Genomic DNA, 20578 nt, shown 5'->3' with positions numbered 1-20578 from the left:
GACGAAGAAGACCCGGAGAACGACATGAGCGCCACCCCCGCCCCCTGTACCCGCGCCGTGCGCGCCGGCATCGAAAGCGACACCCAGCACGGCGCGGTGGTGCCGGCGCTGCACCTGTCGACCAACTACAGCTTCGAGGGCTTCGGTCGCAAGCGCGCATACGACTATTCGCGCAGCGGCAATCCCACCCGCGACCTGCTGGCCGAGGCGCTGGCGGAGCTGGAGCAGGGCGCCGGCGCAGTGGTCACTTCCAGCGGCATGTCGGCGGTGGCGCTGGCGCTGGAACTGGTGCCGCCCGGCGCCACCGTGCTGGCGGCGCACGATTGCTACGGCGGCAGCTGGCGCCTGCTGGATGCGTGGGCGAAGAAGGGGCGCTTCGCGGTCGAGTTCGCCGACCTCACCGACAACGTGGCACTGGCCGCGGCGCTGGCGCGCAAGCCGGCGCTGGTATGGGTGGAGACGCCATCCAATCCGCTGCTGCGGATCACCGACATCCGCCACGTCGCGCAAGCCGCGCATGCGGCCGGCGCGCTGCTGGTGGTCGACAACACCTTCCTGTCGCCGGCGCTGCAGCAGCCCTTGCTGCTCGGCGCGGACGTGGTGGTGCACTCGACCACCAAGTACATCAACGGCCACAGCGACGTGGTCGGCGGCGCGGTGGTGGCGCGCGACGCGGCGGTGGCCGAGCAGCTGAAATGGTGGGCCAACTGCACCGGGCTCACCGGCGCGCCGTTCGACAGCTACCTCACCCTGCGCGGCCTGCGCACGCTGGGCGTGCGCCTGCGCCAGCACCAGGAGAACGCGGCGCGCCTGGCCGAGCGGCTGGACGGCCATGCTGCCGTGCGCAAGGTCTACTACCCGGGCCTGGCCGGCCACCCCGGCCATGTGCTGGCGGCGCGCCAGCAGCTCGGCTTCGGCGCCATGCTCAGCTTCGAACTGGACGGCGACGTGCCGCAGATCGAGGCCTTCGTCGATGGACTGGAATATTTCTCGCTGGCCGAATCGCTGGGCGGCGTGGAAAGCCTGATTGCGCACCCGGCGACCATGACGCACGCCTCGATGGCGCCGGAGGCGCGGCGCACGGCGGGCATTTCCGACAGCCTGCTGCGCGTGTCGGTGGGCATCGAGGACGGCGACGACCTGCTGCGCGACGTCGACGCCGCACTGGCCCGCGCCGAAGCGGTACGGACGTCCAAACGCCGGGTGCCCGCATGAGCGCGGTGCTGGCCGAGCACGCGCTCCACGCGCGCGGCGCGGCGGCGTCGACCACGGCGATCGTGCTGCTCGGCACCGGCGTGGTGGGTGGTGCCTTGCTGAAGCTGCTCAACACCGACGCGGCCCGTTCGCTGCGCCTGGTCGGTGCGGCGAACTCGCGGCGCCAGCAGACCGATCCGGACCGGCTGGCCCGGCGCGGCCTGCGCGAGCAGCTCAACCAGCACGGCGCGCCGCGCGACAACGCCAGCCTGCTCGCGGCACTGGACGCCAGCGAGGCGGCGACGAAAGTGATCGTCGACGCCACCGCCAGCGCGACGCTGGCCGCGCGCCACGCCGAGTGGCTGGCGCACGGCTACCACGTGGTCACCGCGAACAAGGCGCTGGCCGGCGGTGAACTCTCCGGCTGGCGCGCGCTGCAGGCGGCGCTGGGCAGTGGCGGCAGTTATGGTGATTCGGCGACGGTCGGCGCGGGCCTGCCGGTGCTGTCCACGCTGCGTCGGCTGCGCGCATGCGGCGATCACCTGCTCACGCTGGAGGGCGTGTTCTCCGGCTCGCTGTCGTGGTTGTTCAACCAGTACGACGGCAGCCGGCCGTTTTCCGAGCTGCTGCGCGAGGCGCGTCGGCTGGGCTACACCGAGCCCGATCCACGCTCGGACCTGTCCGGCGAGGACGTGGCGCGCAAGCTGCTGATCCTCGCGCGCAACGCCGGCTTCTCGCTGGGCAGCGACGAGGTGCAGGTGGAGGGCCTGGTGCCCGAGGCGCTGCGTGCGCTCGATGCCGACACGTTCCTGGCGCGACTGGGCGAGCTGGATGCGCCGCTCGCCGCGCGTCACGCGGCCGCCGCCTCGCGCGGTTGCGTGCTGCGCTTCCTCGCCCGCCTCAACCAGCGCGGCCTGGCTCGCGTGGGCCTGGCCGAAGTGCCGCTGACCCATCCGGCCGCGCGCCTGTACGGCACCGACAACCAGTTCGCCCTCACCACCACCCGCTACAACACCCAGCCGCTGGTGATCCAGGGTCCGGGCGCCGGCCCGGAAGTGACGGCGCAGGCGTTGCTGGGGGATGTGCTGGCGCTGGGGTGAGGGCGCGTCTCACTTGGCCGCAATCGCCTCGACCTGGATGCGCAGCGTCACGTCCATGCCGAAGCCGTAATCCTTGCCGGCATCGATGCCGAAGGTGTCGCGCCGGAACGTGGCCAGCGCATCGGCGCCACAGACTTCGCGCTTGAACACCGGGTGCTGCATGCACTTGAAGCTGTCGATCTTCAGGTCCAGCGGATGCGTGACGCCGTGCAGGGTCAGCTTGCCCGTGACCCGGGTCGGCGCACCATTGACGAAGTCGACGAGCTTGCCGGTGTACCGGGCCTGCGGATACTTCGCCGTCTCGAACAAATCCTTGCCCCGCGCGCCCTTGTTGAGTTGCTCCTGGCCGAAATCGGCGCTGGTCATGTCGACGGTGACGTCCACCGTGCCGAGGCCGGCCGCCTTGTCCAGCGTCACCGTGCCGCGAGTGTGGTTGAACTTGCCGCGCCATACCGACAGCCCGCCCATGTGATCGGCCTCGAAGCTGGGGTAGGTGTGATCCGGATCGATCCGGTACGTCGTGGCGGCGGCGAGGGCGCTGCCGCTGGCGGCGAGCAGGAACACGGTGGTGGCGACGGCGGTGCGGTTGGAAAACATGGGCGACTCCCGTTCGAAATGCGCAGCCGAAGATGGATGCATGTCCGGGCGACGAACGGGCCTCCGCGTTATCGACACGGCCAGGCACGCATGAACGAAAACGCACGGCCTGGGCCGTGCGTCTCGTCGATCGAATGGGGCGCGCTCAGCGGCCGGTGATGCGCTCGGCGCTCTCTTCGTCCGGCGGCACCTGCAGTTCGCCCGGATGCTCGTGCGCCTCGATCCGGATCGCTTCCACCGACGGCGTGCGCCAGCCGGATTTCACGCCCCACAGGTAGAACGCCAGGCCGATCACCGCCACCAGCGCCAGATCCCAGCCGTAGGCAAGGTAGCCCTTGCCGCCGAACATCGGGCTGCCGGCCCACGACACCAGCGCCAGCGTGGGCAGGTAGCAGACCAGCCACCAGGCGCCCTTCATCTGCCGACCGAAATCATGCCAGCCGGCCTTGGCCTGGTAGTAGAAGTACACCGGCAACGCGACCACCATCAGCACGATGATCTCGCCGGTCAGCGGCCACTTCGCCCAGTACAGCAACTCGGTGGACATGATGAAGGCGACCCCGGCGAGCACCGGCAGGCCGGCCAGCCGGAACGGGCGGTTCAGCTCCGGCGCGGTGCGGCGCAAGGTCATCACGCTGACCGGGCCGGTGAGGTAGGAGATGATCGTCGCCACCGAGATCACCGCCGCCAGTGCGCCCCAGCCGCGGAAGAAGAACAGGAACAGGAACGACACCGCCAGGTTCACCCACATCGCAGGCCGCGGCACGCCCCACTTCGGATGCACGGTACCGAGGATCTTCGGCAAGGTGCCGTTGCGCTCCATGCCATACAGCATGCGCGCGGTGGTGGCGGTGTAGGTCATGCCGGTGCCGCTGGGGCTGATCACCGCGTCGATGAACAGCAGCGTGGCCAGCCATTGCAGGCCGAGGATGATCGCGAGATCCGCGAACGGCGATGAGAAGTCGATGCCGTGCCAGCCCACGTTGGCCAGCATCTCGCGCGGCACCGCGCCGATGAACGCGACCTGCAGCAGCACGTAGACGATCGTGGCCAGCGCGATCGCGCAGACGATCGCGAACGGGATGCTGCGGCCGGGGTTGCGTGCCTCGCCGGCCAGGTTCACCGGGCTCTGGAAACCGTTGAAGCTGAACACGATGCCGGCGATCGCCACCGCGGTGAGGATCGAGGGGAAGTCCGTCTTGTGCAGTTCGCCGTGGATGCCGACGGAGAAGTTCTCCGGATGGAAGCCGCTCATCATCAGCAGCACCGCGGTGAGCGCGGGGATCACCAGCTTGAACAGCGTGATCGCGGTGTTGGAGCGCGCGAACAGCTTCACGCTCCAGAAGTTGAACAGGAAGTACACGATCACCAGCGCTGCGGCGATCAGCAGGCCGGTGGTGCTCAGCTCGCCATGGCTGCCAGGAACCTGGTGATAGAGATCCTTCGCCCAATCCCACTTCCACGACGACATGTACTGCGCCGACGCTTCCGCTTCGACCGAGATCACCGAGACGATCGCGATCCAGTTCGCCCACGCCGCGATGAAGCCGACCAGCGAGCCGTGCGAGTAGTGCCCGTAGCGCACCATGCCGCCGGATTCGGGAAACATCGCGCCCAACTCGGCGTAGGTCAGCGCGATCGCCATGATGACCACCGCGCCGATCACCCACGCCCAGATCGCCCCCGGTCCTGCGATCTGCGCCGCGCGCCATGCGCCGAACAACCAGCCCGAGCCGATGATCGAGCCCAGGCCGGTAAGCATCAGGGCGAACGGGCCGACATCGCGGCGGATCGCGCGTTCTTGGGTCATGCGAGGTTCCCGTAGCGGCGCGAAGCGCGCCGTGAAGGGGCCGATGGTTGCAGAATTGACCGCCCCATGTCACCCCGCAGAAGTCACCCCGGGTCAAGCCCCACCCGCAGGAGCCCGCTCGCAGGCGATGCTTTTCCATAGTTCGACAAGAGCATCGCCCGCGAGCGGGCTCCTGCGGCTGAGGCTCAGCATTGCAAGGTAGGCATCGCCCGCGAGCGGGCTCCTACAGGGGGGGGCTCAGCACTCGATGACGTTGACTGCGAGGCCGCCGCGCGAGGTTTCCTTGTACTTGTCCTTCATGTCCCGCCCGGTGTCACGCATGGTCTTGATCACCTTGTCGAGGCTGACGCGATGCTTGCCGTCGCTCTTCAGCGCCATGCGGCTGGCGTTGATGGCTTTCACCGAACCCATCGCGTTGCGTTCGATGCAGGGGATCTGCACCAGGCCGCCGATCGGGTCGCAGGTGAGGCCGAGGTTGTGTTCCATGCCGATCTCGGCCGCGTTCTCGACCTGCATCACGTTGCCGCCGAGCGCGGCGGTGAGGCCGCCGGCAGCCATCGAGCAGGCCACCCCGACTTCGCCCTGGCAGCCGACTTCGGCGCCGGAGATCGAGGCGTTTTCCTTGTACAGGATGCCGATGGCGGCGGCGGTGAGCAGGTACTCGATGATGCCTTCGTCGTCGGCCTTGGGACAGAAGCGCAGGTAGTAGTGGCCGACGGCGGGGATGATGCCGGCCGCGCCGTTGGTGGGTGCGGTGACCACGCGGCCGCCGGCGGCGTTTTCCTCGTTGACGGCCAGTGCGTAGAGATTGACCCAGTCGAGGATGGTCAGCGGATCCTTCAGCGCGGCCTCGGGCTGATTGCGCAGGTCGTCCAGCATTGCGGGGGCGCGACGCGTCACTTTCAGTCCGCCGGGCAGGGTGCCGGGTGAACGCAGGCCGCGTTCGACGCAGTCCTTCATCGCCTGCCAGATGGTGAGCAGACCGGCGCGGGTTTCCGCCTCGGGGCGCCACACGCTTTCGTTGGCCATCATCAACTGCGCGATGGTCAGGTGGTGCTGCTTGCACAGCGCCAGCATCTCGTCGCCGGTGTTGAACGCATAGGGCTGGGCGGTGGTGTCGGCGACGATGCGATCCTCCGCCGCCTCGTCGGTGTTGACCACGAAGCCGCCGCCGACCGAGTAGTAGTCGCGCGTGGCCAGTTCGTTGCCGTCGGCATCGTAGGCGGAGAAGCGCATGCCGTTGGTGTGGAACGGCAGCTTCTGTCGCTTGTTGAAGACCAGGTCGGCCTTCTCGTCGAAGGTTATCTCGTGCCTGCCGAGTAGACGGATGCGGCCCGTGCCGCGGATGCGCTCGAGCGTGGCGGGAATCTGGTCGGGATCGACGGTGTCCGGATGCTGGCCCTCGAAGCCCAGCAGCACGGCCTTGTCGGTGCCGTGGCCGCGGCCGGTCATGGCCAGCGAGCCGTACAGCTCGGCACGCACGCGGGCGACGCGGTCGAGCACGCCCTTTTCCTCCAGCCAGCGTTCGGCGAAGCGCGCGGCGGCGCGCATCGGGCCGACCGTGTGCGAGGAGGACGGACCGATGCCGATCTTGAACAGGTCGAATACGCTGACGGCCATGGATGCGCTGCGAGGTGAAGGATTGAACCAGCTATTCTACGCGGCGCCCCGATCCATTCGCAGCAGCATGTCCGACCTCATCCTCTACCAGCGCGATTACTGCCACCTGTGCGACAAGGCCCTCGCCGTGATGGCCGAGGGGCGCGCGCCGGATTTCGACAGCGAGTGGGTGGACGATTCGCCTGAGCTCGAGCAGCGCTATGGCACCCGCGTGCCGGTATTGCGCGATGCGCGCGACGGGCGCGAGCTGGATTGGCCGTTCGACGCCGCGGCGGTGCGCGCGTTCCTGGGTCTGCCGTAGGGCGGGCACCGCCCGCCGGCTTTTCGACAGGGTGCAAGGTTGGGCAAGGGCGGCGGGCAGTGCCCGCCCTACGCGGTCCGTAGGGTGTCCCGTTGTTGCGATCAGCGGGAGCGCGACTTCAACCGCTTGAGGATTTCCTCGCGCGCCTCGCGCAGGATCGAATCGCGATCCAGGCTGGCGACGACATCGGCGACGGCGCGCTTGGCGCCGGCTTCGCCCCAGGACTTGCCGCCGACCAGGTAGCGTTCGGCGGCGCGGCCGATCAGCACGGTGGCATACCAGCCCAGCGCGCCCTGCGCGGCGGCGGTGACCACCACGGAGAGGCCGGCACTGATGCCCTTCAGTGCGGAAGCGACCAGCTGCATGCCCCAGATCGCGCCCATCAGTGCGGCCAGCTGCGCCGAGATCACCGCCACCAGCCGGCCGGACTCGGCGCGGGTCAGCGGCAGGCCGTAGATGCGCGAGAGCTGCACCACCATCGCCGCGTCCAGCCCGGCGGCGGCGAGCAGGTCGGCCACCGGGATCGGGTTGAGCGCCACGGCGACGCCCTTGGCGATGCAGTAGTTGTGGATCAGTTTCGCCGCCACGGCCTTGCGGGTCTGCGCGATGCGCGCGCTGACCTGGTCGGTGAGGCGGCCGGCGTAGAGGCCGGCATTGATCGCCGAGAGCGCCTTGCCTTCGCGTGCGGCGATCGCCAGCAGGCGTTCGCGCAGCACCGCGACATCCGCCACGCGGGGTTGTTCGTGGACGTGCTCCTGGCCGCGCGCGTCGACTTCCACCACACGCTGCGGGGTCGGGTGCGCGGCGACGGCCAGCACGTCCTCGGTGCGGACGAGGCCGGCGGTGCGCTGGCGCAGGTGGTCGAGCAGGCCGTCGCGTTCGTCGGCGCCGTAGCGATCGGCCTTGTTCAGCGCCAGCAGCAGCGGACGCTGGGTGGCGGCCAGCGTCTTCAGCGCGTCGAGTTCCTCGCGGGTGAGGTCGCCGTCGCAGACGAAGATCACCAGGTCGCTGACCTCGGCGACGTCGAACGCCAGCTTCTCGCGCGCCTCGCCGTCGAGCTCGTTGATGCCGGGCGTGTCGATCAGCACCAGGCCGTCGTGCTGCGCCTCGTCGAGCACGGCGTGTTCGGCGTCCGTGGTGGTGCCGTGCAGGACGCCGACGCGGAACGCCTCGCGCCCGAGCAGGGCGTTGCCCAGCGCCGACTTGCCGGCGGAGACGCGACCGAACACCGCCACGTGCAGCTCGCCGCGTTCGAGCCGGGCCAGCATGCTTTCGATGCGGCGGAATTCGCCGGCCAGCTCGCTGCGCACCGAAGGCGGGATCGCCGGGTCGTCGAGCAGGCTGCGCAGGCTGTCGGCGACGCGGCTGGAACCGTCATCGACGCGTGCGGTGGGTGCGGTCCCGCGCGCCGGTTCGTGCCGGAGCCGGCTGCGCAGGCGCCGCCACCAGGACGCGTCGCTCATCGAGGGGTCTACTTCGCGGCCAACTGCAGGTGCGCGGTGATCTTCACCTCGGCACCGATCACCGAGGTGTCGGCGTACTCGCCCGAGCCCACGCCGAAATCAAGCCGCTGCACCGTGCCGCTCACGTCCAGCGTGGCGCCGCTCCCTTGCGGGGCGAAGTTCACCTGCAGGCTCACCGGCTTGCTCACGCCGCGCAGGGTGAGCGTGCCGTCGGCGACTACCTGGTTGCCGCTCTTGCGGAAGCCGGTGGTGACGAAATGGGCATCGGGATACTTCGCCACGTCGAAAAACGCCTCGCCGGGCAGCGCCGAATCGCGGTCGCTGTCGCCGGTCTGCACGCTGGCCGTGTGCACGGTCACGTCGAATTTCGATGCGGCCAGGTTGGCCGGGTCGTAGCTGATCGCGGCGCTCCACTGGCCGAAATGGCCCTGGAACGTTTCGCCCTGGAAGGTGCTGCTGAAGCCGAGCGTGCTCGACGCCGGCTGCACGGTGTAGTCCGCCGCGGCGGCCAGGCCGGGCAGGGCGAGGGCAAGCAGAAGAGTGGCGAGGCGTTTCATCGGCGGTCTCCTTCGGGCGGGTTCGCGCGCAGTCGGCCGAACGGAAGCATCCGGCGCAGCACGTTGTCCTGGTCGAACACATGATGCTTCAGCGCGCCGCCGACGTGGGCCAGCAGCAGCAGGACGAGAAACCAGAACAGGTACTCGTGAACGCCGTGCGCGAAGTGGCGCAGCGCGTCGTTCTTTTCCGCCAGCGCCGGCAGGTTGAACTGCTTGAACCATTGCAGCGGCTTGCCGGTGACCGAGTTGAACCACCAGCCGCTGAGCGGGATTGCCAGGATCACCACGTACAGCACGGCATGCATCGCGTGCGCCGCCAGCGCCTGCCAGCGCGGCATCGGTTCGTCCGGCGGGCGGCGGTCGAAGGCGAGCCACACGATGCGCAACAGCACCAGCGCCAGCACGGTGAGTCCGATCGACTTGTGCAGCGCCAGCCAGTTGAGCTTGCGCATCGGCGAGCCGGCCAGGTCCATCATCAGGCCGAAGATGCCGTTGCCGATGATCGCCAGCGCGATGATCCAGTGGAAGAACTTGCTGACCGCGCCCCATTGGCGATCGTTGTTGCGCAGGCTCATGGCTGATCCTTTGTCGACGGTTGCTCGCGGGCGGCTTCCAGCTCCAGCCACACGCTGACATGGGTACCGATGGAGTTGGGGAAGGCGGTGATGCCGAAGTCGTTGCGATCCAGGCTGGTCGTGGCCGAGAAACCGGCCACCTCGTGCAGTTCGTAGATGGTCCGGGCGGCGCGGTTGAAAGTGAAGGCCAGGTCCACCGGGCGGGTGACGCCGCGCAGGGTCAGCTCGCCGTGCAGCACGCCATGGTGCTCGTCGTTGCCCGTCACGCCGGTGCTGCGGAAGTGCGCGTAGCGATGCGTGGTGCAGTCGAGCAGCGCCGGCTTGCATACGGCCTTGTTCCAGTCGGCGTCGCCCATGTCGAGGCTGGCCAGGTCGATGTCCAGTTCGGTCGCCGCCGTGCTCCAGTCATCGGGGTCGAAGCGCAACCAGCCACGCGCGATGTGCAGCCGCCCGAACGGCCGCGAGTAGCCGTTGTGGCTGATGCTGAAGACGATCTGGCTGTGCACGGTGTCGTAGCGCCAGGTGTTCTCGGCCGCATGCGCCGCTGCCAGCGGCAACAGCATTGCCGCGAGACTCCACAGCCAGCGGGTTGGACGCAGACGGAACATGCACCGAAGTCTGGCCGATCGACGGCCCGACTGCCAGCGCCGGGGGCTGAACGATGGGTTTCCGTGGTTGATTCAATGAGGGAGCGGTTGATCTCGACCTCTGCTCCCTTTTGAGATTGGGCTTTTTGCTCGCCCGCTCCTGCACATACGCGCGGACGGCCACGTCCGCGCCAAGGGCAAAACGTTCAGAACGTGCGCTGCACCGAGTAGTCGGCCAGCGTGGCCAATGCATCGCGATGCGTCGAAGGCGGCAGGGTGGCGAGGGCTTCACGCGCGGCCTGGGCATGCCGCAGGGCGCGGTCGCCGGTGCGTTCCAGGGCGCCGGAGTCGCGGATCGAGGCGATGATGCGTTCCAGCGAGTCGAGTCCGCCGTGTTCGATCGCGTGGCGCAGCGACTGCGCCTGTTCCGGGCTCGCCTTTTCCAGCGCATAGATCAGCGGCAGGGTCGGCTTGCCCTCGGCGAGGTCGTCGCCGATGTTCTTGCCCAGGGTGCCGGCGTCGCTGGTGTAGTCGAGCAGGTCGTCGGCGATCTGGAACGCGTAGCCCAGTTCCATGCCGTAGTGGCGCAGCGCGGCCACCTGGTCCTCGGGCAGGCCGCCGAGGATGCCGCCCAGTTCGGTGGCGGCGGCGAACAGCACGGCGGTCTTGCGTTCGATCACGGCGAGATAGGCCGCCTCGCTGACGTCGGCGTTGCCGATGTTGAGCAGCTGCAGCACTTCGCCTTCGGCGATGGTGTTGGTGGTGTCGGCGAGGATGCGCATGATGCGCATGTCGTCCAGTTCCACCATCAGCTGGAACGAGCGCGAGTAGAGGAAGTCGCCGACCAGCACGCTGGCGGCGTTGCCCCACAGCGCGTTGGCGGTCTTGCGGCCGCGACGCAGGTCGGACTCGTCGACCACGTCGTCGTGCAGCAGGGTGGAGGTGTGGATGAACTCGATGATCGCGGCGAGCTTGATGTGGTGCTCGCCGCGGTAGCCGGCGGCACCGGCGGCCAGCACGTGCAGCATCGGGCGCAGCCGCTTGCCGCCGGAGGCGATGATGTGGTCGGCGATCTGGTTGATCAGCACCACGTCGGAGGACAGCCGGCGGCGAATCAGTGCGTCGACGCGCTGCATGTCGGCGGCGGCGAGGTCGCGCACCTGGGCGAAGTCGGCGGGGCGGTTGGCGTCGGCAGGCATCGAATTCATGGGTGCATCGCAGCGGCGTAAGGCGCGATTATAGGGTCTGCAGGAACTTGCGCCGCGACATGTCGCCGCAAACGGCAGCGCGGGACTCGCCCCTATAATGCGGGCCATGCCCGTCCCGACACCTCTTTCCCGGTGAGCAAACTCTCCAGCCTCGAACGACGCAGTGCGTTGACGCTGGCCTGCGTGATCAGCCTGCGCCTGTTCGGGCTGTTCCTGATCATGCCGGTGTTTTCGCTGTACGCGAAAGCGATGCCCGACGCGACCGGCTTCATGATCGGCCTGGCGCTGGGCGTCTACGGCATCGGCCAGGTGCTGCTGCAGATTCCGCTGGGGCTGCTGTCGGACCGGATCGGGCGCAAGCCGGCGATCACCATCGGCTTGATCCTGTTCGCCATCGGCGGACTGATCGCGGCCATGTCGCATACGCTGGCCGGCATCGTGGTCGGCCGCGCGGTGCAGGGCATGGGCGCGGTGGCCGGCGCCGGCATCGCGCTGGCGGCGGACCTCACCGCCGAGGAAAACCGCGGCAAGGCGATGGGCATCATCGGCGTGTCGATCGGCCTGGCGTTCCTGCTGGCGCTGATCCTGGGGCCGCCGCTGGAGGCGGTCGCCGGCTTGCCCGGGCTGTTCGCCGCCACCTCGATCCTGGCGCTGGTTTCGCTGGCGCTGCTGTGGCTGATCGTGCCCACGCCGGCGCGCGCCCAGGCGCCGGCGGCGGCGGGTTTCGGGGCCGTGCTGGCCATGCTGCGCGACGGCCGCATGCTGGTGCTGAACGGTTCGGTGTTCTTCCTGCACGCGCTGCTCACCGCCAGCTTCGTCGGCCTGCCGCTGCTGCTGGCGAACACCTTGCACCTGCCGGTGAACCGGCACTGGGAGCTGTACCTGCCGGTGATGACGGTCGCCGCGTTCGTGATGGGCGCGAGCCTGCACCACATGCGCGAGGTGGCGCAGAGCCTGCGCATCGTGACGGTCTGCGTGGTGGCGATCGGGCTGGCGCTGCTCGGCTTTGCGCTGTCCGGCAGCCACCTGGCCGCGTTCGGCGTGGCCGCGGCGGTGTTCTTCTCCGCCTTCAACCTGCTGGAGGCCGCGCTGCCCAGCCTGGTCTCGCGGCTGGCGCCGGGGCATCTGCGCGGCGCGGCGATGGGCGCGTATTCGACCAGCCAGTTCATCGGCGCCTTCGTCGGCGGCGCGCTCGGCGGCATTGCACTGGGGCGGCTCGGCCCGGATGGCGTGTTTGCCTGCGCCGCCGCGTTCACCTTGCTGTGGTTGCCGCTGGTGATCGTCGGCTCGCGCCGGATCGGTCGCCAGGCCGCCGGCGAAGCCCAGATCGCGTAGAGCGGGCACCGCCCGCCAGCTCTTCGTGATCCGGCAAACGGCGGGCGGTGCCCGCCCTACGCGATGGACTCGCGCCGGGGTTTGCATTCGCCGATGGGCGGGCCAATGATGGGGACTCGGCGGCTTCGCTGCATCGAGTACGGCTCCGATGGCTCACGAAATCATCGCGCTGATGGCGCAGTACGGCGTGCTGCTGGTGTTCCTCAACGTGCTGGTGACCCAGTTGGGCGCGCCGCTGCCGGCCGTGCCCACGCTGGTGGTGGCCGGTTCGCTGGCGGCCGCCGGCGGGCCGCTGGCGCTGGCCGGCACGATGGCCGCGGTGGTGGCGGGCTGCCTGCTCGGCGATTCGTTCTGGTACGTCGCCGGCCGGCGCTACGGTGCCGGGGTGATGCGCCTGCTGTGCCGCATCTCGCTGTCGCCGGACTCCTGCGTGCAACGCTCGGAACTGCGTTTCCAGCGCTGGCGCGGGCAGGTGTTGCTGGTCGCCAAGTTCGTGCCGGGGCTGTCGACCGTGGGGTCGTCGCTGGTGGGCGCGATGAGGCTGCGCTGGCCTGCGTTCATGCTGTTCGACGGGCTGGGGTCGCTGCTGTGGGCCGCGCTGTGGACCGGGCTGGGCTACACCTTTGCCGCGAGCGTCGACCGCGTGCTGTCCGCTGTCGCCAGCGCCGGCACGCTGGCGATCCAGCTGCTGCTGGCGCTGCTGGTCCTGTACGTGCTGGCGCGCTGGTGGCAACGGCGCCGGCTGCTGCACACATTGCGGATGGCGCGCATCACGGTCGACGAGTTGCACCAGGCGATGCGTACCGAGCGCGCCCCGGTGGTGGTCGACGTGCGGCCCGAGGCCTCGCGCCAGCTCGACACCCGCGTCGTGCCCGGCGCGCTGCTGGTCGATGCGCAGGGCATCGATCGCACCGTCCACGACATCCCGCTCGACCGCGAGCTGGTGCTCTACTGCAACTGCCCGAACGAGGTATCCGCCGCGCGCGCGGCAAAGGTACTGATCGCCCAGGGTTACCGCCGGGTGCGGCCGCTGCTCGGCGGACTGGAGGCATGGGACGCCGCCGGCTACGGCGTCGAACACGTGCCGGTCGCGGGCGATGCGGTGGACCGGCAGGCGGCAGGTACGCTGGCCTGAGGCGTCGACAGGTACGCACGGCAGACCGGGCCGATACCCACGCTCGTTTCCGCTCCCGGCCGCTGGACTGAGCCCCTCTCGCGGTTATGATAGCCAGCCAGTTTCACCACTCCGGTCGCAACCCCTCGCAGAATTTGCGACCGGCTCAACCGAGGACACATCCATGGCACGTGGCGTCAACAAAGTCATCCTGATCGGCAACCTGGGCTCGGACCCCGAGGTACGCAGCACCGGCAGCGGCACTACCGTATGCAGCTTCAGCCTGGCCACCTCCGAGTCGTGGACCGACAAGCAGAGCGGCGAAAAGCAGGAACGCACCGAGTGGCACCGCATCAAGATCTTCGGCCGCCTCGGCGAGATCGCCGGCGAGTACCTGAAAAAGGGCCGCCAAGTCTATATTGAAGGCTCCATCCGCACCGACAAGTTCACCGGCAAGGATGGCGTGGAAAAGTATTTCACCGACATCATCGCCAACGAGATGCAGATGCTCGGCAGCAATGAGGGCGGCGGCGGTGGCGGCGGCTACCAGCGCGAACGTCCGCAGGGCGGCCAGCGCCAGGGCGGCGGCAACTACGGCGGCCAGTCCCGCGGCAACGACGATCGCGGCTCCTCGCGCCCGTCCTCGCCGGCCCCGGCCGACAACGGCTTCACGGACGACGAGATTCCGTTCTAGGACACGCCCGCCGAGGCGGTTGCCCCCGACAGCCCGCCCTCCGGCGGGCTGTTCTCGTCAGGGCCCGCCTTTTTCCTCGTTGCGCAGGCGCGCGACGGCCGACGCGGCATTCACCTGCAGCGTGCCGTCGGAAACCCGGCTGCTCTGCAGCAGCAGGTCATGCACCGAACGCGCGTCCAGTCCGGGCGCCATCGACAGCAGCAAGGCGGCGATGCCGCTCACGTGCGCGGCGGCCATGGACGACCCGGAGGTGAAGTCGTAGCCGCCGTCCGGCTGGGTGGTGAGGATGTCGTTGCCCGGGGCGCTCAGTACGCCGGGTGGCGCCCGCGACGCGTTGCTGGTGCGCACGACGATGACGCCCGGCGCGCTGTCGGGAAAGCCGCCGACGTTTCCGTCCGGCGGCATCGCCGCGATCACGATGCGGCCCTGCTCCAGCAGCCGTGCAAGCAGCTCATTGAGCAGCGGGTCGGCCGGGCCACCCAGGCTCAGGTTGATGATGCGCGTATCGGTATCGATGATCGCGGCCAGTGCCTTGGCCAGGGTGAAGGTGTTGCAGCGTGCGCCGGCGTGGGACGCCGGCGGATACCAGCACGCCTTGTAGACGCTGAGGAAGGCCTTGGGTGCGATCCCCACGATGCCCTGCCGGTTGTTGGCGTCGGCGGCGATGATGCCGGCCACTTCGGTACCGTGGTTGTCGCGGTCGAATGCCGTGCGGTTCGCGTCGACCAGGTTGCGCGTGTCGCGGATGCGCCCGTGCAGGTCGGGATGCGCCAGGTCGGCACCCGTGTCGACGATCGCGACCTCGACCCCGGCGCCCTGGCTGAGGTTGTGCGCGAGCGCGGCATCGGTTTCGACAAAGCCGCGCTGCAGGCCGGCATAGGGATCGTTGTAGCGCGGCGCATCCCGCGGCGGCGGGTTGGCGTAGACGGAATAGTCCTGCAGCGGCTCGACAAGCCGCACCCGGGCGTCGGCGGCCAGGGCCTTGAGCAGGGCGTCGCGGGGCATGCCGGCCGGCGGCGTCAGCACGATGCAGTACAGGTCCAGCGCCTTGACCGGCCAGCCGGCCACCTCCTGCCATCCGTAGGTTTTCTTCAGCGCGGCGAGTGTCGACGCCGCCCGCTGGCCGATGCCGTAATTTCCCGACGAGACATAACCGAGCACACTGGAACCGGCATGCGTGGCGGGGGGCACCAGCGGGTTGGCGACGGCCAGCACGATATCGCGCCGGCTGTCCATGGAAGACACGCCGGCGACGGCTGGGCGCCCGGCGCGAACCGGGTCGTCGCCGGCTGGCGCGGGCCGCAAGTGTGCGCAGGCACTCAGCGCCATCGCGGCGGCGAGGGCGAGGATGCCGACCTTCATGGCGTGCTGGTGACGGGCTCGGCCAGGCGGATGCCGTGGGCGGCGCGCAGTTGCTGCAGCACGTGTTGCTCGGTCGAGGTGGAGTCCTGCGGCACGACCGTGTAGGCACCGACGTCGTTGGGGCCACCCACCACCTGCAAGCCGATGGCGTGCAGCAGTGCGTCCCAGTCGGCCAGTTTCATGCTGGCGTCGGGCACGACGCGGATCGAACCCGTGGGGGCGGGTTGGGCCGTTTCGCTGAGGGTGCGATAGCGTGGGAGGCTGCCTTCCGACCACAGCTTCATGCCCAGCACGCCGATGCCGAGCGCCTGGACCAGCACCGCGGCGACCAGGGCGCGAGTCAGCCAGCTGGCCGTCCGCGAACGGCCGGGGGCTTCCTGCGGCGCCGGTGCATCGAGGCGGCCCAGCAAGTGTTTCAGCCCCACGTTGGCGTCGAGAGGCACATCGGAGGGCAGCGACATCGCCAGCTGCAGCCGGCTCTGCCGCGCAAACTCGGCGCGACACTCCTCGCAGTGCACGAGGTGGCTCATCAGCGCCTGGCCCTGCTCGCGCGGGGCACTGCCCTGCAGCACCCAGGGCATGGCTTCCCAGGCCTGGGCGCAGTCCCGATCGGGATTCGTCTGGAATGTCATGGCACGTTCTCCTCGCGCATCGGCGAGTCTCCAGCCAGAGAGGGAAGGACGTTGCGCAGCTTCACGCGCGCATGGAACAGCCGCGCCTTCACCGTGCCGACCGGACATTGCATGATCGCGGCAACGTCATCCAGCGAGTGTCCCACGCCGTAGACCAGCTCGATCACCACTCGCTGATCCACCGAGAGGTGGACGAGGCCCTTGCCCAGCCAGTCGCGCAATTCGCGGTCCTCATCCGGGTTGTGGGCCGGAACGCGGCTTTCCGGCACGGCATCCTCGGCGACGGGTTCGTCGCCATGCTGGCGCAGTGCCTTCAACCCGCAGCGGTAGGCGATGCCCATGATCCAGGTCGAAACGCGCGAATCGCCGTGGAAGTTGCCTGCTTTCTGCCAGGCGATCCAGAAGCAGTCGTTGATGACCTCTTCGATGATGTCGGGACGCCGGGTCAGGCGGGACAGGAAGCGGCACAACCTGCCGTGGTAGCCGCGATACAGCACCGCCAGTGCGGCGCGGTCGCCCGTCGACATGCGCTGGAGCAGCATGCGGTCGGTGGCATCAGCGTCGGTATCAGCGTCGTTCATGGCTTCGCCGGAGGTGGTTGGAACGCGGTCGGTCGGTGCGTGCGTGCCGTTTCGGCCGCAAAAGGTTGCCGGTGCATCAGAACGATCGCGAGATCGTGGCCATCCAGGGCTGCGCTTTCACGTATCCGGTCGATTGCCACGATCCCAGGTCGGTCACGACACGATCGAGCTCCAGCCGCCATGGCCCGTTGACCCACATCAGGCCGATCTGGCCATAGCGGTAGAAGCCGTCGCGATCGTAGCTCCGGTAATGCCCATGACGGCGGTAGCGCGCCGGCGGGACGTGGGCGACGCCGGCGCCCGCGGAGAGGAAGGCATGCTCCGTCAACGGCCAATGGAAATCGAGGTCGGCGGCGGCACGCGTCCGCCGGTCGCCGGAGCCGATGAAGCGGCTGGCTGACAGGCCAAACGCCAGGGTGTCCCGGTACAGCCAGTGGACCCCGACTTCGCCGCGGTCGTGGACGGCCGCGCCGACACCCCCGGCGTAGTGGTAATAGAGCAGGCCGGCCTGCATCTGCCAGTCGGCGGAGAGCGACCAGTGGCGCGCCCCCTGGAGCAGGGTCTGGGCGATGCGCCCCGGCGAACGGGCTTCGGCACTCCCGGACAGGCCCACCGACCAGCCGGTCGACGAGGTCCACGAGGCGGCCGCCTGGACGACGGGCGTGGCCGGCGTGATCGCCAGCCCACGGTCGACCAGCTGCGAGCTGAGCGCGACCGTGCCGGTGGTCCCTGGCGCCGACTGGGCGTGCAGCAGCGCGGGATGGCAGGCGACCACCGCCAGCGCAAGCCAGGCCAGCCCGGTGCGGGCGAGGTGCCCGCCGCGGCGGCCGAACCCGGTGCGGCATCGGTGCAACGCGATGCTTGCGTGTCGTGGGCAACCTGCGGCCATGGGATCTATCTGGTGTCCAGGTGCATCGCTGCCGTGCGGTGGACGTGCGCAGCGACGATGCGCAGCGTCGGAAGACCTGGCCGGGAGGCCATCGGGCCACATCGCTTCATTGTTCGACTGACCGGGCATGGCTGCCTTGCATGGCCTGCTCGCGCCACGAAAGGCGCGCGCCCGTTATAGCCGATCCGCACGGTGAAGAGAGGGCCCGTCGGCGGAGTCGGCCCTGAAGGCCCGCCCGCCCGGCAGCGCGGGCCCCGCGTGCCGGCGTCCGTGCACGTCTTCAGAATGCCGCGCTCGCGGAAATCGTGAACGCGCCCAGATCCGCCGCATCGGTCTTCGGTGCCCCGGGCGGCGCGCCGAAGACGTTCGTGCGGGCCCCGTTGAACCGGCTGAAACGGAACCAGGTGGCGTAGATCCTGAAGTTGGCCAGCGAGCTGAAGGACTCCTTGCCGAATGGCACCCAGAACACGCTGACCAGGTTGCTGGTGCTGTCGGGGCTGCCGTAGGGCACATAGCGGGCGGGGTCGCGCGAGCCGGTGCTCACCATGTGGGACACGGCGATGCCGTAGCTTTGCCTGAAGGTGTAGATGGCGGTCGCGATCTGGTCGCGGGCGGAACCCTGCGGCAAGGCGAGCAGGCCCGGCACGACGGGACTGGGCGGCGTACTGCCGTAATCGCGCTTCTCGAAGATGTTCACGTAGCTGAGCTGCAGGATGTTCTGCCGGTTGCCCAGGTACTGGTAGCTCAGGTCGTAACCCAGGTCGGTCACGTCGTCGGCCAGCCCTTGCCGGGGCCGCTGGCGTTTGGTCGACAGGCCCACTACGCCGGCCGAGACGAACTGGGTCTTGAACTCTTTCATGTAGGCGAAGCGGAAGTATCCCGTGTCGCTCAACTTGCCCGGATCGCCGCCGGTCGAATAGCCCAGGCGATCCTGCACCGAGGGCTGCATCGAGTTGTACGTGCCGACCTCGCCGTACCAGTTCGAGTCGAACAATGCGTAGACCGTGGCGCCGATGACGCGGTTGGCCGGTGCCGCGGGGCTGGAAAGGTTGAGCAAGGTGCCGGTGACGCCCGGCGGGCCCAGGTTCGATGCCGCAGGAAGGACGGCCAGCGGGTCGTTGAAGCCGGGACTGTTGTTGACGCTCACGCCGAGGGTCAGGTCCTTGCCGATGAACTTGAGCGTCCTGGCGACGAAGCGCAGGTCGAGGTTGCGCAGCCGGGTGTTGTATTTGCCGTCGCCGACGTTGTCGGCCTCGATCTTGACGAAGCCGCCCACGTGGTCGGTGAGTCGTCCGGCCAGGTAGAGGTCCGCCTCGCTCAGCCGGGTCTGGCTGTCGCCGCGCAGCGGGTTGGTGTGCGCCAGCGTGACCTGCGCGGCCAGCGGCAGGGCGCCGCTGATGTTCGCCTCGGTATAGCCGCCGAGCTTGAAGCGCATGCCGGCCGGCGTCAGCGCCGGTCCGTTGTCGCCGCCGCCGTACGCACTGGAGTGGCAGACCGCGCAGACGTAACCGGTCTGCCGCGCAAACGCGGGAACGGCTTGGGCAGCGCCGCTGGCGAGCAACAGCAGCAGCGCGAGGCCATACCACGGGTATCGGGTTCCGGATCGGCGAATCGCGGGTCGGTGCGGGAAAGGCAGCATGGGGTTTCCTTCGTCTTGAACGGATGCGGCAGCCGCTCAGCGGCCGTGAGCCCGTCGGCGATGCCGCCCGGCCGTGCCGGTGCGTCGCCGCAAGATGCGGGTAAGTGCCGCACGGGCCGCGAAAGGTTGTGCCGACCCTTCGCGCGCTTCGACGCAACCTTCGGCCGGCCAGGCGGCACTCAGCCATGTAAGTCGCCATCCCATGATTTGCAGCCGGATCCGACCCATGGAAATCCAACGCGTCCCCTTGCTCAAGCATGGCGACCACCGCGGCATGCTCGTCGCGCTGGAACAGGGCGGCAACGTGCCTTTCGCGATCCGGCGCGTGTACTACATCTTCGCCACGAAGGACGGCGTGCACCGCGGTCGGCACGCGCACCGTCACCTCACCCAGCTGGCGGTGGCGGTGCGCGGTTCGGTGACCTTCCTGCTGGATGACGGCAGCGGCGCGGTCGAGGTCGTGCTCGATGATCCTGCCCAGGGCCTGCTGCTCGGCAACATGGTATGGCGCGAGCTCTACGATTTCAGCGACGACTGCGTGCTGATGGTGCTGGCCGATCACCTGTTCGATCCGGACGATTACATCACCGACTACGCCGACTTCATGCGTGAGGTCAGCGGCAGCATGCAACTGGCGGACATGACAGCATGCCAAGGCCGCTAGTCCTGGTCGGCGCCGGCGAGTTCGCGCAGATCGCCTGCGAGTACTTCGAACACGACAGCGACCACGACGTGGTGGCCTTCAGTGTCGAGCGCGACTACCTGGTGCAGCCGACGCTGGCGGGGCGTCCGGTGGTCGCCTTCGAAACACTCGAAGCGGATTACCCACCGGCCGACGTGGACGTGTTCGTCGCCGTCCCGTCCAGCCAGCTCAACCGCTTGCGCACGCGCCTTTACCGGGAGGCGAAGCGTCGCGGGTACCGGCTTGCCACCTATGTCAGCACGCGTGCCTTCGTGTGGCGCAATGCCGAGGTGGGCGAGAACAGCTTCATCTTCGAGGGCAACGTGATCCAGCCGTTCGTGCGTGTCGGCAGCAACTGCATCCTGTGGAGCGGCAACCACGTAGGGCATCGCACGGTGGTGCGCGACAACGTGTTCATCGCCTCGCACGCGGTCATTTCCGGTTACTGCGAAATCGGCGAGAGCAGCTTCGTCGGGGTGAACACCACCTTCAACGACCACGTCAAGGTGGCACCTGACAACGTGATCGGCGCCGGCGCGCTGGTGACGCGCGATACCGAGCCGGGCCGGATCTACGTCGGCTCGCCTGCGCGCGCCGTGCCGGACAAGTCCAGCTTCGACGTGAAGCTCTGAATGCGC

Annotated in this window: 21 protein-coding genes; 8 read left to right on the top strand and 13 right to left on the bottom strand. The window is 68.9% G+C overall.

What is annotated here, in order from left to right; all coding sequences use genetic code 11:
- Positions 1–24: 24 nt before the first annotated feature.
- Positions 25–1215, top strand: coding sequence for a cystathionine gamma-synthase (gene metB / locus ACVCL3_RS07460; RefSeq protein WP_447100868.1), 1191 nt, complete (start codon positions 25–27; stop codon positions 1213–1215).
- Positions 1212–2294, top strand: coding sequence for a homoserine dehydrogenase (locus tag ACVCL3_RS07455; protein ID WP_395116620.1), 1083 nt, complete (start codon positions 1212–1214; stop codon positions 2292–2294). The genes metB and ACVCL3_RS07455 overlap by 4 nt, the downstream gene beginning before the upstream one ends.
- 9 nt (positions 2295–2303) lie before the next feature.
- On the opposite strand, the gene ACVCL3_RS07450 is transcribed toward ACVCL3_RS07455, so the two are convergent.
- From ACVCL3_RS07450 to ACVCL3_RS07440, 3 genes are all read right to left on the bottom strand, one after another.
- A complete protein-coding gene (locus tag ACVCL3_RS07450) occupies positions 2304–2891 on the bottom strand; it encodes a YceI family protein (protein WP_447097122.1) in 588 nt (195 codons plus the stop codon).
- Positions 2892–3036: 145 nt separating this feature from the next.
- Positions 3037–4701, bottom strand: a complete 1665-nt coding sequence (locus ACVCL3_RS07445; RefSeq protein ID WP_395116624.1) for an APC family permease — start codon at positions 4699–4701, stop codon at positions 3037–3039.
- Positions 4702–4938: 237 nt separating this feature from the next.
- Positions 4939–6321, bottom strand: a complete 1383-nt coding sequence (locus ACVCL3_RS07440; RefSeq protein WP_447100867.1) for an L-serine ammonia-lyase — start codon at positions 6319–6321, stop codon at positions 4939–4941.
- A 67-nt stretch (positions 6322–6388) separates the two neighbouring features.
- Here ACVCL3_RS07440 and ACVCL3_RS07435 point away from each other — a divergent pair, with 67 nt between their 5' ends.
- Positions 6389–6622, top strand: a complete 234-nt coding sequence (locus ACVCL3_RS07435; protein WP_447100866.1) for a glutaredoxin family protein — start codon at positions 6389–6391, stop codon at positions 6620–6622.
- Positions 6623–6723: 101 nt separating this feature from the next.
- Here ACVCL3_RS07435 and ACVCL3_RS07430 read toward each other — a convergent pair whose 3' ends face one another.
- The 5 genes from ACVCL3_RS07430 to ACVCL3_RS07410 all read right to left on the bottom strand — a co-directional run bounded on the left by ACVCL3_RS07430 (position 6724) and on the right by ACVCL3_RS07410 (position 11012).
- Entirely contained in the window at positions 6724–8085 is a 1362-nt protein-coding gene (locus tag ACVCL3_RS07430; protein ID WP_447097115.1) for a DUF697 domain-containing protein, read from the bottom strand.
- 8 nt (positions 8086–8093) lie between these two features.
- On the bottom strand, positions 8094–8642 hold the full coding sequence (locus tag ACVCL3_RS07425; RefSeq protein ID WP_136257514.1) for a YceI family protein: 549 nt from the start codon (positions 8640–8642) through the stop codon (positions 8094–8096).
- The gene (locus ACVCL3_RS07420) at positions 8639–9217 is read right to left on the bottom strand and encodes a cytochrome b (protein WP_447100865.1); all 579 of its coding nucleotides are present in this window, start codon (positions 9215–9217) and stop codon (positions 8639–8641) included. The genes ACVCL3_RS07425 and ACVCL3_RS07420 overlap by 4 nt, the downstream gene beginning before the upstream one ends.
- Positions 9214–9825: a YceI family protein gene (locus ACVCL3_RS07415; protein ID WP_447100864.1), complete on the bottom strand. Its 612-nt coding sequence runs from the start codon at positions 9823–9825 to the stop codon at positions 9214–9216. Before ACVCL3_RS07415 ends, ACVCL3_RS07420 begins: the two co-directional genes overlap by 4 nt.
- 185 nt (positions 9826–10010) lie before the next feature.
- Complete coding sequence (locus ACVCL3_RS07410) at positions 10011–11012, bottom strand: polyprenyl synthetase family protein (protein WP_447100863.1); 1002 nt, start codon at positions 11010–11012, stop codon at positions 10011–10013.
- Positions 11013–11144: 132 nt separating this feature from the next.
- Between ACVCL3_RS07410 and ACVCL3_RS07405 the strand changes: the two genes are divergently transcribed.
- The 3 genes from ACVCL3_RS07405 to ssb all read left to right on the top strand — a co-directional run bounded on the left by ACVCL3_RS07405 (position 11145) and on the right by ssb (position 14155).
- Positions 11145–12347, top strand: coding sequence for an MFS transporter (locus tag ACVCL3_RS07405; RefSeq protein ID WP_447097110.1), 1203 nt, complete (start codon positions 11145–11147; stop codon positions 12345–12347).
- Between the two features lie 148 nt (positions 12348–12495).
- Positions 12496–13482, top strand: coding sequence for a DedA family protein/thiosulfate sulfurtransferase GlpE (locus ACVCL3_RS07400; protein WP_447097109.1), 987 nt, complete (start codon positions 12496–12498; stop codon positions 13480–13482).
- Between the two features lie 163 nt (positions 13483–13645).
- Complete coding sequence (gene ssb, locus ACVCL3_RS07395; protein WP_447100862.1) at positions 13646–14155, top strand: single-stranded DNA-binding protein; 510 nt, start codon at positions 13646–13648, stop codon at positions 14153–14155.
- Positions 14156–14212: 57 nt separating this feature from the next.
- Here the strand turns inward: ssb and ACVCL3_RS07390 are convergent, their stop codons facing one another.
- The 5 genes from ACVCL3_RS07390 to ACVCL3_RS07370 form a co-directional block, all read right to left on the bottom strand.
- Positions 14213–15517: a S8 family serine peptidase gene (locus tag ACVCL3_RS07390; RefSeq protein WP_447100861.1), complete on the bottom strand. Its 1305-nt coding sequence runs from the start codon at positions 15515–15517 to the stop codon at positions 14213–14215.
- Positions 15514–16149 carry a zf-HC2 domain-containing protein gene (locus tag ACVCL3_RS07385; protein ID WP_447100860.1) on the bottom strand — a complete coding sequence of 212 codons (636 nt, stop codon included), beginning with the start codon at positions 16147–16149 and terminating at the stop codon, positions 15514–15516. Before ACVCL3_RS07385 ends, ACVCL3_RS07390 begins: the two co-directional genes overlap by 4 nt.
- A complete protein-coding gene (locus ACVCL3_RS07380; protein WP_395116689.1) occupies positions 16146–16730 on the bottom strand; it encodes an RNA polymerase sigma factor in 585 nt (194 codons plus the stop codon). The genes ACVCL3_RS07385 and ACVCL3_RS07380 overlap by 4 nt, the downstream gene beginning before the upstream one ends.
- Before the next feature lie 76 nt (positions 16731–16806).
- Positions 16807–17619: a hypothetical protein gene (locus ACVCL3_RS07375; RefSeq protein WP_447100859.1), complete on the bottom strand. Its 813-nt coding sequence runs from the start codon at positions 17617–17619 to the stop codon at positions 16807–16809.
- Between the two features lie 280 nt (positions 17620–17899).
- Positions 17900–19258, bottom strand: coding sequence for a cytochrome C (locus tag ACVCL3_RS07370; protein WP_447100858.1), 1359 nt, complete (start codon positions 19256–19258; stop codon positions 17900–17902).
- Between the two features lie 226 nt (positions 19259–19484).
- On the opposite strand from ACVCL3_RS07370, the gene ACVCL3_RS07365 reads away from it, so the two are divergent.
- A complete protein-coding gene (locus tag ACVCL3_RS07365; RefSeq protein ID WP_447100857.1) occupies positions 19485–19922 on the top strand; it encodes a sugar 3,4-ketoisomerase in 438 nt (145 codons plus the stop codon).
- Positions 19907–20572: an acetyltransferase gene (locus ACVCL3_RS07360; RefSeq protein WP_395116697.1), complete on the top strand. Its 666-nt coding sequence runs from the start codon at positions 19907–19909 to the stop codon at positions 20570–20572. The genes ACVCL3_RS07365 and ACVCL3_RS07360 overlap by 16 nt, the downstream gene beginning before the upstream one ends.
- Positions 20573–20578: the final 6 nt, after the last annotated feature.

Source organism: Rhodanobacter sp. UC4437_H4 (assembly GCF_052978425.1).
This window is presented reverse-complemented; position numbering and strand designations above follow the sequence as displayed.

Bases quoted from the DNA above. Each gene is read 5' to 3' on its own strand.
- metB (WP_447100868.1), top strand. From the start codon at position 25: ATGAGCGCCACCCCCGCCCCCTGTACCCGCGCCGTGCGCGCCGGCATC.
- ACVCL3_RS07455 (WP_395116620.1), top strand. From the start codon at position 1,212: ATGAGCGCGGTGCTGGCCGAGCACGCGCTCCACGCGCGCGGCGCGGCG.
- ACVCL3_RS07450 (WP_447097122.1), bottom strand. From the start codon at position 2,891: ATGTTTTCCAACCGCACCGCCGTCGCCACCACCGTGTTCCTGCTCGCC.
- ACVCL3_RS07445 (WP_395116624.1), bottom strand. From the start codon at position 4,701: ATGACCCAAGAACGCGCGATCCGCCGCGATGTCGGCCCGTTCGCCCTG.
- ACVCL3_RS07440 (WP_447100867.1), bottom strand. From the start codon at position 6,321: ATGGCCGTCAGCGTATTCGACCTGTTCAAGATCGGCATCGGTCCGTCC.
- ACVCL3_RS07435 (WP_447100866.1), top strand. From the start codon at position 6,389: ATGTCCGACCTCATCCTCTACCAGCGCGATTACTGCCACCTGTGCGAC.
- ACVCL3_RS07430 (WP_447097115.1), bottom strand. From the start codon at position 8,085: ATGAGCGACGCGTCCTGGTGGCGGCGCCTGCGCAGCCGGCTCCGGCAC.
- ACVCL3_RS07425 (WP_136257514.1), bottom strand. From the start codon at position 8,642: ATGAAACGCCTCGCCACTCTTCTGCTTGCCCTCGCCCTGCCCGGCCTG.
- ACVCL3_RS07420 (WP_447100865.1), bottom strand. From the start codon at position 9,217: ATGAGCCTGCGCAACAACGATCGCCAATGGGGCGCGGTCAGCAAGTTC.
- ACVCL3_RS07415 (WP_447100864.1), bottom strand. From the start codon at position 9,825: ATGTTCCGTCTGCGTCCAACCCGCTGGCTGTGGAGTCTCGCGGCAATG.
- ACVCL3_RS07410 (WP_447100863.1), bottom strand. From the start codon at position 11,012: ATGAATTCGATGCCTGCCGACGCCAACCGCCCCGCCGACTTCGCCCAG.
- ACVCL3_RS07400 (WP_447097109.1), top strand. From the start codon at position 12,496: ATGGCTCACGAAATCATCGCGCTGATGGCGCAGTACGGCGTGCTGCTG.
- ssb (WP_447100862.1), top strand. From the start codon at position 13,646: ATGGCACGTGGCGTCAACAAAGTCATCCTGATCGGCAACCTGGGCTCG.
- ACVCL3_RS07390 (WP_447100861.1), bottom strand. From the start codon at position 15,517: ATGAAGGTCGGCATCCTCGCCCTCGCCGCCGCGATGGCGCTGAGTGCC.
- ACVCL3_RS07385 (WP_447100860.1), bottom strand. From the start codon at position 16,149: ATGACATTCCAGACGAATCCCGATCGGGACTGCGCCCAGGCCTGGGAA.
- ACVCL3_RS07380 (WP_395116689.1), bottom strand. From the start codon at position 16,730: ATGAACGACGCTGATACCGACGCTGATGCCACCGACCGCATGCTGCTC.
- ACVCL3_RS07375 (WP_447100859.1), bottom strand. From the start codon at position 17,619: ATGGCCGCAGGTTGCCCACGACACGCAAGCATCGCGTTGCACCGATGC.
- ACVCL3_RS07370 (WP_447100858.1), bottom strand. From the start codon at position 19,258: ATGCTGCCTTTCCCGCACCGACCCGCGATTCGCCGATCCGGAACCCGA.
- ACVCL3_RS07365 (WP_447100857.1), top strand. From the start codon at position 19,485: ATGGAAATCCAACGCGTCCCCTTGCTCAAGCATGGCGACCACCGCGGC.
- ACVCL3_RS07360 (WP_395116697.1), top strand. From the start codon at position 19,907: ATGCCAAGGCCGCTAGTCCTGGTCGGCGCCGGCGAGTTCGCGCAGATC.